Consider the following 12,785-nt stretch of genomic DNA (forward strand, 5'->3'; position numbering starts at 1 on the left):
ACCTTCATCATCAACCGCGACCTGCCATCGCGGGGAGACTCCACGCGGTACGTAATTCGGACGCGCTCCAGTTGAGATCGCACTACCTTGTCCGGGTGATCGATGTACCCGAGGGATTCCGGCGGATGCCGCGGTGGTGGAGCGACGGTTCGGCGTGGCTGGACGGTCTGGCTCAGGCAGTCGAGCGACAGACCGCGCGGTGGGGCTTGGAGGTCGACGGAGACGTCGCGTACGGGTCGAACGCGTTGGTCGTGCCGGTGACGCGACGCGGCGAGGAGTTCGTCCTGCGGATGAACCCGCCCGGACCCGAGGTCGAGGAGCAGGCGCGGGCGCTGCGCTGGTGGGACGGGCGCGGGATGGTCATGCTGTACGACGCCGACCTCGAGGCCGGTGCGATGCTGCTGGAGCGGTTGTCGACGCCATTGACGACCCGGCCGGTGGCGGAAGCGGTCGCCGTACTGGGAGGGCTGATGCGACGGCTGGCGGTGCCGGCGCCCGACGATGCGCCGTCCACCGGGGAGATCGTGGCTCGGCGGTCGAGTCAGCTCGAGCCGGAGTGGGAGCGGCTCGGGCAGCCGTTCGACGTTGGCATCCTGCGGCAGGCGCTGGACGTCGCACCGAAGCTGACCGAGACGACGTCAGAGCTCGCAGTGAACGGGGATCTTCATTCGGACCAGGTGCTCGCCGGCAAGCGCGAGCCGTGGCTGACGGTCGACCCGGTGTTGCTGCGCGGCGACATCGAGTACGACCTCGCGCGAGTGCTGTGGACGCGGCTCGACGAGATGACCGAGATCGTTCCGCACTTCGACACGGCGGTCGGCGAGGCCGGCCTGGACCGCGACCGGGCTCGTGACTGGGTCGTCTTCCGCACGGTCGACTACTGGCTCTGGGGGCTGTCAGTCGGTCTGACCGAGGACCCCGTCCGCTGCGCTCGGCTGGTCGCCGCGTTCTGACCGCCAGATGAACCGGCTGCGCATCATCCGTGGGGTGTCGTTCGCGTTGGTGGCGATCGAGTGCAGGATCCACGGGTGGGTGATGTAGACGTCGCCCGCGCGGCCGGTGAGCTCGACGACGCGCACCGGCAGACCGTCCAGCTCGGCCTCGACCATCGGATCGGTCGAGCGGTCGGCGTTGGTGAGGTCGCGGAACCACGGATCGGAGCGCAGGACCTGATCGCGGATCGTGGTGAAGTCCCGCTCCGGCGTCGTGGTCAGGTGCCGCGCGATCACCCGGTGGGAGCCGGCCACCTGCGGTGTGCCGCCACCACCGGGCTCGAGATCGGTTAGCAGGGCCCAGATCTTCACTGCGACCAGGTCGTCCGGCGGCAACTCGAACCCGAGGTCGGTGTGCCACTGACGATGCGGGACCGACCAGGTTTCGCCGGTCGGCATGGTGACCAGGACCTGGCCCTGATGCGGCGGCACCTTCCACTCCCCGAGCAGGGTGCCGAGCGCCGACCGCAGCGGCGGACCGAGGATCGCGTTCGCCACCGGGTTGGTCTTGGTGTTCTTCAGTTTGGTCGGCCGCAGGTTCGTCCACGTGGAACGGTCATCGCGCTCCATTCCGTGCCGGGTTTGCAGTTCGCTCCACAGTGCGTTGCGCATCCGGGCGGCATCATCGGCCGAGAACGCGGACGGGACCTTCACGATCCCGTCCCGTTCGAAGACTTCCAGCTCCAGGGCGTCGAGCATCTCCCCATGCTCAGCCCGCCCACCCCACCCTCGCCACCGATTTACGCCGGCCATTGCCAACAGCAACAATCTGGCCGACGACCTACGGCAAGGTGGTGAGCGCGGACGGAACCACACAGTCCGACGTACGGTTCATCCGCTCGACGATCGGATGCCTTCCACGGAAAGCATCGTGAAGGACGGCGCTGAGCCGACCGAGAGTGCCACCGCGGCCCGCTCCCGCAGGCTCATGATCGTCTCCCAGTCCTGCAACCAGCGCCTGAACGGCAGATCCCCGTCCAAGCGCTCGTTGCCGACTTTCAGCACCTCTTCGACGAAGTCCCACACCGCCTGGTTCTGTCGCCTGATCGCGGCAACCCGCACCGCAGGCGAGCTGCCCGGCGGTACGACGACCGCGCGGACCTCGTCCGTCATCGTGACGCACGCGTTGCTGACCGCTTCCACCACGACCGGATCGTCGATCTGGTCGATGACATCGTGATTCATGTACATCCACAGGCCGGTCCCGAACACCGCCAGGACCCCGAGACCGGCCACTGTCGCCCCCGACCAGATCAGGATCTTCGTTCCCCTTCGCACACGGTGAGGTTAGTGGGCGGGGGCGAAATCGTGGAATCCGATCAGGCGCTGGATTCTGCCGTCGTCGGTGAGCAGGACGATGTCGGTGCCGCCGGCGACCGGGTCCTGGCCTTCGGCCTTGAGGTGCCAGGTCCAGCGCAGGTAGGTGTGATGCTCGTCGATGTCGCCGATGCGGACGAAGGACAGGCCGGGGAACATCTGCTGGGCGGCGCCGACCAGCTTGTTCAGCTCGTCGTGGCCGTTCGTCTCGAAGCTCGGGTCGACGAACGTCGCGTCCTCGGTCCAGCTCCCCGCGATCAGTTCGGCCCGGCGGTCCGCGTCGGCCTCGTTCCACATCGCGAAGTACTGCTCGGCAAGAGTCGTGCTGGTCATCGTGTTCTCCTCGGTTTCGTTCGGATGACCAGAACCTTGCCGCCGGCCCGGGCTCCGGTCGATGACGTCGGAGGTAATGGCGCTGTCTCTGCCACCGGTTACGGTCGAACCATGGCAGCGACGATCGAGGAGACCTTCCAGCGCCCGGTGGGCGAGCTTCTGCGCGGCTGGCGGGAGCGCCGCCGGCTCAGTCAGCTGGAGCTGGCGAACCGCGTGGAGGTGTCCACCAGGCATGTGAGTTTCGTGGAGACCGGCCGATCCAAACCGAGCCGCGAGATGGTGCTGCGGCTGGCCGAGCATCTCGACGTACCACTGCGCGACCGCAACCAACTCCTGCTGGCCGGCGGCTATGCGCCGATCTACACCGAGTCGTCCCTGCACTCGCCGGCGATGCTCGCTATCCGTACGACGCTCCGCCGCCTGCTCAAGGCGCACGAGCCGTACCCGGCGCTCGTGGTCGACCGCTGGTGGAACATCGTCGAGGCCAACGCCGGCATCCAGCTGTTCACCACGGACGTCGACGAGAAGTTGCTCCAGGCACCGGTCAACGCCCTGCGACTCACCCTGCACCCGGACGGCCTGGCTCGCCGGATCGGCAACATCGCCGAGGTCCGCGCCGCCGCCCTCGCGAGCCTGCAACGCCAAGTCGCCAGCACCGCCGACCCCGACCTGCAGGACCTGTACGACGAACTCCGCGAGTTCGCCGCGGACGACCGGCCGGTCAAGCCCGCGACGGCCGAGGTCGTCGTACCGTTCCGGCTCGTGCACAACGGGCACGAGCTCTCGCTGCTGACGATGATCGCGACGTTCGGGACACCGCTCGACGTCACGGTGTCGGAGCTGATGATCGAGTCGTTCTATCCGGCCGACGACCAGACCGCCGAGTACCTGCGGACGCTGGCATGAACGAACCGTCCATCACCGAGGGCGACACCATCGAGCTGCAGCTCGGCTGGCTGGACTACTACCGCGGCGTGATCGAGACCAAGCTGACCGGACTGAGCGACACCGACCTGAGGTCGAGCCGCTTGCCGTCCGGCTGGTCGCCGCTGGAACTGCTGCGTCATCTCGTGTACGTCGAGCGACGCTGGCTGCGCTGGGGATTCGCTGGTGAGCAGGTCGATGAACCGTGGGGCGACTCGGGCGGCGATCCCGAGGGGCGCTGGACGGTCGGCGCGGACGACACTCTCGGGGAGCTCCTCGGCAGACTGCACGAGGGTGGTGCGACTACGCGCCGACTGATGACCGGCGTCGATCTCTCGACCCTGGGTGCGGCCGGTGGGCGGTTCGGTGAGGCGGACCGCCCGACCGTGAACTGGATCCTCTTCCATGTCCTGCAGGAGTACGCCCGCCATGCCGGCCAGCTGGACGTCGTCCGCGAGCTGCTTGATGGGGTCACCGGCGAGTAGGTGATTCCGCCCGTCGCCTACTCGCCGGTGTCCCCGCGGGAGCCCTACCGGTCTGAGGAGGGGAGACCGGTGGGGAAGCTCGGCTTCGGCAGGCTCGGCTTCGTGGTCGGGAGCGTCGGCTTGGCGGGCAGCTGGATCTTCGGTTGCTGACCCGGATCGACGGCGACACCGCCGGACACCTTCACCGTCGGGACGGCCGGCTTCGGCAGGGACGGCTTGCTGGTCGGCAGGTTCGGCTGGCCCGGAACGTTCGGCTTCGGGACCGACGGCACCGACGGCTTGCCGTCCGGTACACCGTTCACACAGTCAGGCAGGGCCGGGACACCCTTGCCCGGCAGCGACGGCTTCACGCTCGGCAGCGTGGGCTTGGCAGGCAGCGTGGGCTTGGCAGGCAGCGTGGGCTTGGCAGGCAGCGTGGGCTTGGCAGGCAGCGTGGGCTTGGCAGGCAGCGTGGGCTTGGCGGGCAGGGTCGGCTTCGCCGGCAACGACGGGAGGCTCGGCTTGCCCGTCGGGAGCGACGGCTTCCCGGTCGGGAGCGACGGCTTCCCGGTCGGGAGCGACGGCTTCGTCGTCGGGAGGCCAGGCTTGGCCGGCAGCGACGGCTTGATGCTCGGCAGCGTGGGCTTCGCGGGCAGCGACGGCTTCACACTCGGCAGGGACGGCTTCGCGGGCAACGACGGCTTGCCGGTGGGCAGGTTGTTCGGGTCGATGGTCTTGTTCACCTCGACCTTCGGCAGCTGCGGCTTGGCCGGCAGGCAGGTCGGGTCGACCGACGGCACCTGCGGCTGCGCGGTCGGAACCACCACCGGCACCGGCGGCTTGCTCCCGCCGGCCAGCAGGTTCTTCACCGGCGCCGGTCCGCCGACCGCGGCGGACACCGTCGCTACGGTTCCGGCCAGGGCGGTGACGCCTGCCGCGGCCAGTCCGCGGCGGAGCCAGGCCAGCCGCTTGCCGCGCCGCATCAGGTCGGCGGTGTCGGGCTGCCAGGGCTCCAGCTCATAGTCGAGCGCGCTGCGAATCTGTTGCTCGTCACTCATCAGTTTCCTCCAACTCCGGTATCGATCAGGTCGGGTGCCAGACGCAGCTTGGCCAGCGCCCGGGAGGCCGTGCTCTTCACGGTCCCGGCCGCCATACCGAGCAGCTCGGCGGTCTCGGCCTCGGAGAGATCCTGCGAGTAGCGCAGCGCGACGACGGCTCTCTCCCGGACGGTCAGACCTCCGAGGGCCGAGAGCACGGCCTCCCTGGTCTGCACCTCCCCGGCGAAGTCCGCTACCGCTCGCTGGTCCCAATCGTTCTGCACCGGGTCACTGGGTACTTCGTTGTTCCAGCGCCGGCGGGCCTGGGAGAGGAACCGGTTGACCAGTACCCGGCGCACGTAGCGGAGCGGATCGCCGCTCAGCTTGTGCCATTTCGGGTACGACCGCATCAACGCCTGCTGCACCAGGTCCTCGGCAGTGTGCCGATCGCCGCACAGCATCTCCGCGAAGCGGAGCAAGGGTGTCGACTGCGCCAACACGAAGCGCTCGAAATCGGCGTCCGCGGTCCGGGTCATCGATTCTCCTCTGCCTCTGTCACACCGGTCCAAACCCCCTGGGTGATCGATCGGGTTCTGTTCTGTCACCAACTCCTTCGAAGAAATTTATTCACGCTCTATGCAACAGCGGTGTTTGTTTGTCACATTGGGTGCGCCGGCCCTCACGACCGGCACACACCTTCACCGCCCCGGAGGTAACCCGCCCATGCGTATCACCCGAACTGCCAAGCTCGCCGCCGGTCTGGCCGCGACGCTGGCGATCTTTACCGCCACCTTGCCCAGCACGGCCGCGTCGACCGATCCGGTCGCCGTCGCGGCCCAACCCGTCGCCGGATCCAGCAGCAACGTCCGGATCGAGGGCAGCCGGACCATCCTCGGCGACGCCCCGGCCACCATCGGCTCCACCGAACTCGAGCAGCGCTCGGGTCTCGCCGAGCTCACCCCGGTCCGCTTCCCGGAGGCCACCTCGGCTGTCGTCGTCGGCTACACCTCCGGTACGCCGGACGGTTCGTCGGCGGAGGTCGACGTACGCGCGTGGGTGAAGGACCGATGGTCGGAGTGGACCTCGGCCGGCGCCGGTACGCCGACCGCGTTGCCGGGTGCCAGCGACCAGGTTCAGTTGCGCATCATTTTGACCGCGCCGCCGACCGGCGCGAACCCGTGGGTCGGCGACGTGACCGTCCAGCCCACCGACAAGGCCGACCCGAGCCGGATGACGGTCCAGGCCGCACCACTGCAGTCCCGCGTCTTCGCCACCCGGGAGGGACTGGTCGGCGGTACGACGGCCAACGGCCACGTCATCATCAGCCGCGACCACTTCGTCGCCCTGCCCTCGCGGCGCGGACTGGCCGGCAACGGCTCCGGCACGTACTCGGTCAAGGTCTGTACGGCGTCGCGGTGCGCGTTCGAGCCGGTGTGGGACGTCGGTCCGTGGAACACCAAGGACGACTACTGGAACCCGAGCGCGACCCGCGAGATGTGGAAGGACCTGCCGCAGGGCCGTCCCGAGGCGCAGGCGGCGTACCAGAACGGCTACAACGGCGGGAAGGACCAGTTCGGCCGGACGGTCGCCAACCCGGCCGGGATCGACCTCGCCGACGGTGTGTTCTGGGACGCGCTCGCGATGCCGGACAACGGGTTCGTCGACGTGACGTACCTGTGGACAGGTGATGGCGGGCGCGGCACGGTCGCGATCACGTCCGGCTACCTGAACGTGCGCAACTCGCCGAACTCCAGCGGCGCGGTCGTCGGAATGGCGGGCAAGGCCGCGCAGGTGACGGTCGAATGCCAGACCACCGGTTCGAGCGTGACCGGGTCACAGGGCACGAGCAACGTCTGGCTCCGCGTCCACAGCGGGATGTACGTCGCCAAGGCGTACATCTCGGCCGGGACGTTCGGGGTCTGCTGAACCCCAGCCACTCACCAACGCCACTTCACGGCCAGTTCACGGTAGCGCCGCACGCTCGCTGATCTGCTCAGCGAGCGTGCGGCGCGTGCTTGGTGAGTGGCGGGAGTCCGGGTTCAGCAGCCGTGGCTGATCTGGGCGCAGGTCTGCTCGCCCCAGACGAGCTTGAAGGTCTTCCCGTTCTTGCCGGTCAGGGTCACCTTGATCTGCCGGCCGGGCGCCGTACCTTCCTTCCAGGGCGTCGCGGTCTGGTGCTGCATCACCCAGTAGCCGCCCGTGACCACGGCATTCGTGGTCTTGCCGTCGGGGAAGGTGTAGGCGATCCCCGTGACACCGGCGGGCAGCAGTCCGGCGGCCCAGTAGTACTCATACTCCTTGCCCTTGATCGGGATCAGGTTGTTCGCGACGGCGAACGCGTCCGCGTTGGTGGACGCCGTACCGACCTTCGCGGGCTGCCGGATCGAACCGTCACCGTCATGCCGTGCGTACGCCGTGTCGCAGCCGCCCCAGTACTTGCTGTCGGCAAGGATCAGCACACTTCCCGGAGCACCGTCCAGCCGCGCGACGACCTTCGCGGAACTCCCCGGCCCGTCGGCTTCCTTCAGCCAGCCCTTGCATGCCGCCACCGGGTCGGCCGGTGGCTCCTGGACCTTCGGAGTGGGCATGACCGGCTTGACGCCCGGAGTCTGCATGATCCGGCGCGAAGCACTCGGGACGACTGACGGTACGTCCTGCGGGGTGGCCGGCGGCTTGGCGCTCGGCACAGCGCTGGGCGAAGGAGCGCTCGGGGTAGCGGTCGGCTGGAGACTGGGAGACTGCGTGGGAGACGGTGTGGCCGGTCCGCCGCCGGCGACTGTCGCGTCGGTCGACGACTGCCCGTTCCGCGCCATCGCCGTCCCGGCGATCGCGACACCGGCCACCGCCGCGACGGCGAGTCCACTGATCAGGATCCTGGCCACCCGGCCGTTCCGGACCTGTTCCATCATCGTTGCCCTCCACACCACATCGGGGTTTGTCGGGCTGAAGGACGCGGCGTACGGTCCGAAAGGTTCTGCTCAGCAGCCGTGGCTGATCTGGGCGCAGGTCTGCGTGCCCCAGTTCAGCCGGACGTCGTTCAGTACGCCGCCTGTTGCCGAGAGCAACTGAACCCGGACCCGGTCGCCCAGGTCGTGGGCACCTGGCGGGATGCCGGCGACGTGCCGCATCAGCCAGAAGCCGTTGCTGATTTCGGCGTCCACGGTCTCGCCGTCGGCGAAGCTGTAGCGCACGGTCGCGACACCGTCCGGCACCAGGCCGGCGGCCCAGAAATAGTCGAGCTGGCCGTCCACGGTGTCGACGGTGTTGTTCGCGACCGCGAACGCGTTGTTGTCCTGGACTCCGGGCTTCTTCAGCGTCGCGGGCTTGCGGGCCGACACCTCCGCGCCGTACGTGCTGTCACACGCCATCCAGTAACGGCTGTCCGCGATCACGATCGTCTTGCCCGCTTCATCGCTCGCTGTTCCGCGGAGCTTCGCCGCCGCACCCGGTCCCGGCTCGCCGTCCGCGGCCGTTCGGCAGCTCGCGACGGTCAGCTGGGCCGATGTGCCTGGTGTCTCGGGCACATTCGGGTTGGCGCTCGGGACGGGTGCACTGGACTGCGCCGACGGAAGCGCTGCCGGCGGGCGAGGTGTCACACCCGCGAGCGACGGAGAGCGGGTGGGAGCCGGGTACGGGGGCGACACCAGTGCGGTCGGGCCGTGGTTCGCGGGCGCGGGCGCGTTGCCCAGGTTGTCACCCCGGACGAGGAATCCGCCCGTGGCAATCGCGATCACCGCGACCGAGGCCCCCGCCGCGGTCGCGAGGACGTGGGTCCTGCGGCGTCGGCGTGCTCCCGCAATCACCCCCGCCGGGTCCAGCGGCTCGATGGTGCCGTCGGGTGCGAGGGCGTCCCGGACCTCGTCCTCGGGCGACCTGCCCTTGTCGTTCATGCTCGTTCTCCTACATAGGTACCGCTCAGCTCGGGAGCCGCCCGGAGCTTGCCGAGCGCCCGCGCATTCGCGCTCTTGACCGTGCCGACCGCTACCCCCAGGACCGCCGCCGTCTGCCGCTCGGTCAGGTCCTCGACATACCGCAGTACGACGACCGCACGCTCGCGCCGGCTCAACGTCGACATCGCGGCGCCGATCGCAACCCGGCGGTCCACCGTGCCCGACTGGTCCGCGACGCTCAGGCCGAGGTGCGACTCCAGTTCGGCCGCGTCACCGCTCGGCCGCTCACGCCACGGGCGACGTCGTACCCACGACAGGTGCTGATTGACCACAGCCTGGCGGACGTAGCCGAACGGGTCGGCCATCTCGATCCGGTCCCAGCGCAGGTACGCCTTCTCCAGCGCGGTCTGCACCAGGTCCTCGGCCAGCCCGGCGTCGCCGCACAGCATCCGCGCGAAGTGGATCAGCCGCGCGGATCTGGCCAGCACGAATGCCGTGAAGTCGTCGTCCCGGTTCCCCGAACCCGGCATGCCCTCTCCGTCCTCCGTCCCTCACCCATCAGGACGCCGTACGCCGCCGAAAGGTTCTGGGAAACGTCCGGGACGTCAGCGGCGGTCGGCTGCGGAGGTGGAGCGATCCGGGCGCGCGCCGGAGAGCGTCGGCGAGGGGACCGGGGCCTCGGGCCGGGATGGGTGAGCCGTCGGCGCGTCCGCGGGCGGTGCGATGCGCACGGGCGGGAGGGTGTCCGCGGCCAAGCGGACCCGGTTGCGACCGGCGGCTTTGGCGGCGTACATCGCCCGGTCGGCGCGGAGCAGGAGGTCGTCGACGTCGGCGCCGTCGGCGGGGTACACGGCGACACCGATCGAGATGGTCAGCAGGAACGTGTCCGGATCGAGGTCGGGGTCGTCGAGGACCCCGGCGCACATCGCGGCCAGCGGGCTGGCGGCGACCGCGTTGCGGAGCCGGTCCGCGGTGACCGTCGCCTCGTCGATCCCGGTGTCCGGCAGCGCGATCACGAACTCCTCGCCACCGAACCGGCCGATCACGTCCTTCGCCCGGATCGCACTGCGCAGGATCGTCGCGACCGCGCGCAGAGCCTCGTCACCGACCAGGTGGCCGTGCCGGTCGTTGACGTGCTTGAAGTGGTCGATGTCGATCAGCAGCACCGCCATCGGCTCGCGCTGGGTCCGCGCGGTCCGCACCATCTCCTCGGTACGACGCCGCCACCAGTCGACGCGGGTCAGGTTCGTCTTCGGGTCCGTCTGAGCCTCGGACTCCAACTGGCCGAGCAGCAAGGCCCGCTGCGCGGTGAGCGTGATCGGGATGGCGACGAACGCGAACCACGGGCTGATCAGGCACGCGGCAGCCAGCAGGCAACCGAGCGTCGCGGCAGTGACGTCGGTGGACAGGTCGTCGATCCCGCCGACGGTCTCCCGCCACGTACTGCCCGGGATGATCAGCGAGATCGCGAGACCGCAGAGCACGGTGTCCGTCGCGACCAGCGCCAGCGCTCCGGCGACCATGGACACCACTAGTCCGAGCCCACCGTCTCCGGTCAGGTCGCGAGTAGCGGTGAAGGTGGCGTGAGCCGCGCCGACGCCGAGCACGTGCACCGCGGTCGAGAACGCCCAGCGGTACGGGATGCACTTGCCGGCCCGGATCCGCCACCAGATCCGGAGCAGGACGGCGACCAGGATCGCCAGCGCCGGATGCAGGATCAGCGCGGCCGCGATCATCCACGCCGGCGCCAGGTCCTTGTGCAACGCTCCACCCCGGCGGCGCCGGTTCTCCACCCGGCGCGCACCCTCGACCGAGATCAGCGCGGACACGGTCAGCGCGAACACCAGGTCCACACCGCGCCAACTCGGCAGATCGGTGAACGCCTGAACGGCGTACCCGATGGCGGCGAGGTCGACGAGCACCACAACGACGAACGCCGGGACCGTCAGCGTCCACAGCGCCCAATACCGAACCGCTCGCCTACTCTGCGCAACCATTACCTCACACGGTACGACGAGTAAGCGTCTCGTCCCAATCCGCGACGGCGCGGTGCCGATGACGAGTTGGAAACGATGGCTGCGTCACCGGCCTTTCAGTCGTTTGATCAAGGATCAAACCAGCAATCCCTTACAGAACAAGCAAAAGTTGGACCATCCGGGGTCGAAATGCCTTCCCGGACGGCTCGGCCCGGACGGTCCGGCTCGAACCGGAGGATCAGCGGCGGCGGCGAGCCGAGCCGAACAGGCCCCGGACGATCTCGCGACCGGCGGAGCGGGCGAACTGCTTGAACGCGGACGAGCCGATCACCTGCTCGACCATCGACTTGTCCTGCTTCTGCGCCCGTGGCTTCGGCTCCGGTGCGGGCTTGGCCTGCTCCTCCGCCTGCCGCTCGGCCTCGGCCTGCTCGGCGCCGGCCTGCACCTTCGCGGCGAGCAGCTCGTACGCCGACTCCCGGTCGATCACCTCGGTGTACTTCGCGTTGTTCGGCGACGCCTGCACCGACGCGGTCAGTTGCTCGGCCGTGGCCGGCGCCATCAGCGACAGCGGCGCCCGCAGCCGGGTCCACGCGACCGGCGTCGGCGCGCCCTTCTCGTTCATCACCGTCACGATCGCCTCGCCGATCCCCAGCTGGGTCAGCACCTCGGCCAGGTCGTACGACGAACTCGGGAACGTCGACACGGTCGCCTTCAGCGCCTTCGCGTCGTTCGGCGTGTGCGCTCGCAACTGGTGCTGCACCCGCGAACCGAGCTGGGCCAGTACGTCGTCCGGCACGTCCTTCGGCGTCTGGGTGACGAAGAAGACGCCGACCCCCTTCGACCGGATCAGCCGCACGGTCTGCGCGATCGAGTCCAGGAACGCCTTCGACGCGTCGTTGAACAGCAGGTGCGCCTCGTCGAAGAAGAACACCAGCTTCGGCTTGTCGACATCGCCGACCTCGGGCAGGTCGTGGAACAGGTCGGCCAGCAGCCACATCAGGAAGGTGGAGAACAGCGCCGGCCGGTCCTGCAGGTTCGGCAGCTCGAGCAGTGAGATCAGGCCCTTGCCGTCGCGCTGCTGCATCAGGTCCGCGGTGTCGAACTCGGTCTCACCGAAGAACGCCTCCGCGCCCTGGTCGGCGAACCCGATCAGCGACCGCAGGATCACCCCGGCGGTCGCAGCCGACAGCCCGCCGAGCTCCTTGAGGTCGGCCTTGCCCTCGTCGCTGGTCAGGTGGGTGATGACCGAGCGGAGGTCCTTGAGGTCCAGCAGCGTCAGGCCTTGCTTGTCGGCGTAGTGGAAGATCAGCCCGAGCGACGACTCCTGGACGTCGTTGAGCCCCAGCACCTTCGACAGCAGCACCGGCCCGAACGAGGTGATGGTCGCCCGGATCGGGATCCCGGTTCCCTGCCCGCCGAGCGCGTAGAACTCGGTCGGGAACCCGGTAGCGGTCCATTCCTGGCCGATCGTCTTGGTCCGCGCCAGGAGCTTCTCGCTCTCCTGCCCGGGCTGGGAGATGCCGGACAGGTCGCCCTTGATGTCAGCGGCGAACACCGCGACCCCAGCCGCGGACAGCTGCTCGGCCATCAACTGCAGGGTCTTCGTCTTCCCGGTACCGGTAGCGCCCGCGACCAGGCCGTGCCGGTTCACCATCGACAGCGGGATCCGGACCGCCGCCTCCGGTTTTGGCTCGTCGCCGACCAGCAGCGCGCCGAGCTCGATCGCCGCCCCGTCGAACGCGTACCCCTGCTTGACGGTCTCCACGACATCAGCTGTCTCGGCCATGTCAGCGTGCCTTTCCCCGGTTTGAAGGAACCACTCGCTGCGCATGCTAGTGCCCTCGGGTATCGA

At 69.0% G+C, this 12,785-nt stretch carries 14 protein-coding genes; 4 read left to right on the forward strand and 10 right to left on the reverse strand.

The window, feature by feature from the left end; translation table 11 throughout:
• The first annotated feature begins 95 nt into the window (after positions 1-95).
• Positions 96-953 carry an aminoglycoside phosphotransferase family protein gene (locus E0H75_RS02185; protein WP_131511332.1) on the forward strand — a complete coding sequence of 286 codons (858 nt, stop codon included), beginning with the start codon at positions 96-98 and terminating at the stop codon, positions 951-953.
• Here E0H75_RS02185 and E0H75_RS02190 read toward each other — a convergent pair.
• The 3 genes from E0H75_RS02190 to E0H75_RS02200 all read right to left on the reverse strand — a co-directional run bounded on the left by E0H75_RS02190 (position 897) and on the right by E0H75_RS02200 (position 2,642).
• Complete coding sequence (locus E0H75_RS02190) at positions 897-1,691, reverse strand: phytanoyl-CoA dioxygenase family protein (protein WP_165553396.1); 795 nt, start codon at positions 1,689-1,691, stop codon at positions 897-899. The genes E0H75_RS02185 and E0H75_RS02190 overlap by 57 nt on opposite strands.
• Positions 1,692-1,823: 132 nt before the next feature.
• Positions 1,824-2,270 (reverse strand): hypothetical protein, encoded by a 447-nt coding sequence (locus E0H75_RS02195; protein WP_131511334.1) that lies wholly within the window; start codon positions 2,268-2,270, stop codon positions 1,824-1,826.
• Between the two features lie 9 nt (positions 2,271-2,279).
• Complete coding sequence (locus E0H75_RS02200) at positions 2,280-2,642, reverse strand: nuclear transport factor 2 family protein (protein WP_131511335.1); 363 nt, start codon at positions 2,640-2,642, stop codon at positions 2,280-2,282.
• Positions 2,643-2,753: 111 nt separating this feature from the next.
• Between E0H75_RS02200 and E0H75_RS02205 the strand changes: the two genes are divergently transcribed.
• Positions 2,754-3,548 carry a helix-turn-helix domain-containing protein gene (locus tag E0H75_RS02205; RefSeq protein WP_131511336.1) on the forward strand — a complete coding sequence of 265 codons (795 nt, stop codon included), beginning with the start codon at positions 2,754-2,756 and terminating at the stop codon, positions 3,546-3,548.
• Positions 3,545-4,051 carry a DinB family protein gene (locus E0H75_RS02210; protein WP_131511337.1) on the forward strand — a complete coding sequence of 169 codons (507 nt, stop codon included), beginning with the start codon at positions 3,545-3,547 and terminating at the stop codon, positions 4,049-4,051. The genes E0H75_RS02205 and E0H75_RS02210 overlap by 4 nt, the downstream gene beginning before the upstream one ends.
• 44 nt (positions 4,052-4,095) lie before the next feature.
• On the opposite strand, the gene E0H75_RS02215 is transcribed toward E0H75_RS02210, so the two are convergent.
• A complete protein-coding gene (locus tag E0H75_RS02215; protein WP_131511338.1) occupies positions 4,096-5,088 on the reverse strand; it encodes a hypothetical protein in 993 nt (330 codons plus the stop codon).
• Positions 5,088-5,603, reverse strand: coding sequence for a SigE family RNA polymerase sigma factor (locus E0H75_RS02220; RefSeq protein ID WP_131511339.1), 516 nt, complete (start codon positions 5,601-5,603; stop codon positions 5,088-5,090). The genes E0H75_RS02215 and E0H75_RS02220 overlap by 1 nt, the downstream gene beginning before the upstream one ends.
• A 187-nt stretch (positions 5,604-5,790) precedes the next feature.
• Between E0H75_RS02220 and E0H75_RS02225 the strand changes: the two genes are divergently transcribed.
• Positions 5,791-6,993 carry a hypothetical protein gene (locus E0H75_RS02225; RefSeq protein ID WP_131511340.1) on the forward strand — a complete coding sequence of 401 codons (1,203 nt, stop codon included), beginning with the start codon at positions 5,791-5,793 and terminating at the stop codon, positions 6,991-6,993.
• 113 nt (positions 6,994-7,106) lie between these two features.
• Here the strand turns inward: E0H75_RS02225 and E0H75_RS02230 are convergent, their stop codons facing one another.
• The 5 genes from E0H75_RS02230 to E0H75_RS02250 form a co-directional block, all read right to left on the reverse strand.
• Positions 7,107-7,976 carry a hypothetical protein gene (locus E0H75_RS02230; protein WP_131511341.1) on the reverse strand — a complete coding sequence of 290 codons (870 nt, stop codon included), beginning with the start codon at positions 7,974-7,976 and terminating at the stop codon, positions 7,107-7,109.
• A gap of 69 nt (positions 7,977-8,045) precedes the next feature.
• Entirely contained in the window at positions 8,046-8,957 is a 912-nt protein-coding gene (locus tag E0H75_RS02235; RefSeq protein WP_131511342.1) for a hypothetical protein, read from the reverse strand.
• Complete coding sequence (locus E0H75_RS02240) at positions 8,954-9,487, reverse strand: SigE family RNA polymerase sigma factor (protein ID WP_131511343.1); 534 nt, start codon at positions 9,485-9,487, stop codon at positions 8,954-8,956. Before E0H75_RS02240 ends, E0H75_RS02235 begins: the two co-directional genes overlap by 4 nt.
• A gap of 75 nt (positions 9,488-9,562) precedes the next feature.
• Positions 9,563-10,954, reverse strand: coding sequence for a GGDEF domain-containing protein (locus E0H75_RS02245; protein WP_131511344.1), 1,392 nt, complete (start codon positions 10,952-10,954; stop codon positions 9,563-9,565).
• 217 nt (positions 10,955-11,171) lie between these two features.
• The gene (locus E0H75_RS02250; protein WP_131511345.1) at positions 11,172-12,719 is read right to left on the reverse strand and encodes a helicase HerA-like domain-containing protein; all 1,548 of its coding nucleotides are present in this window, start codon (positions 12,717-12,719) and stop codon (positions 11,172-11,174) included.
• Positions 12,720-12,785 lie beyond the last annotated feature (66 nt).

Source organism: Kribbella capetownensis (genome assembly GCF_004331485.1).
GTDB lineage: Bacteria > Actinomycetota > Actinomycetes > Propionibacteriales > Kribbellaceae > Kribbella > Kribbella capetownensis.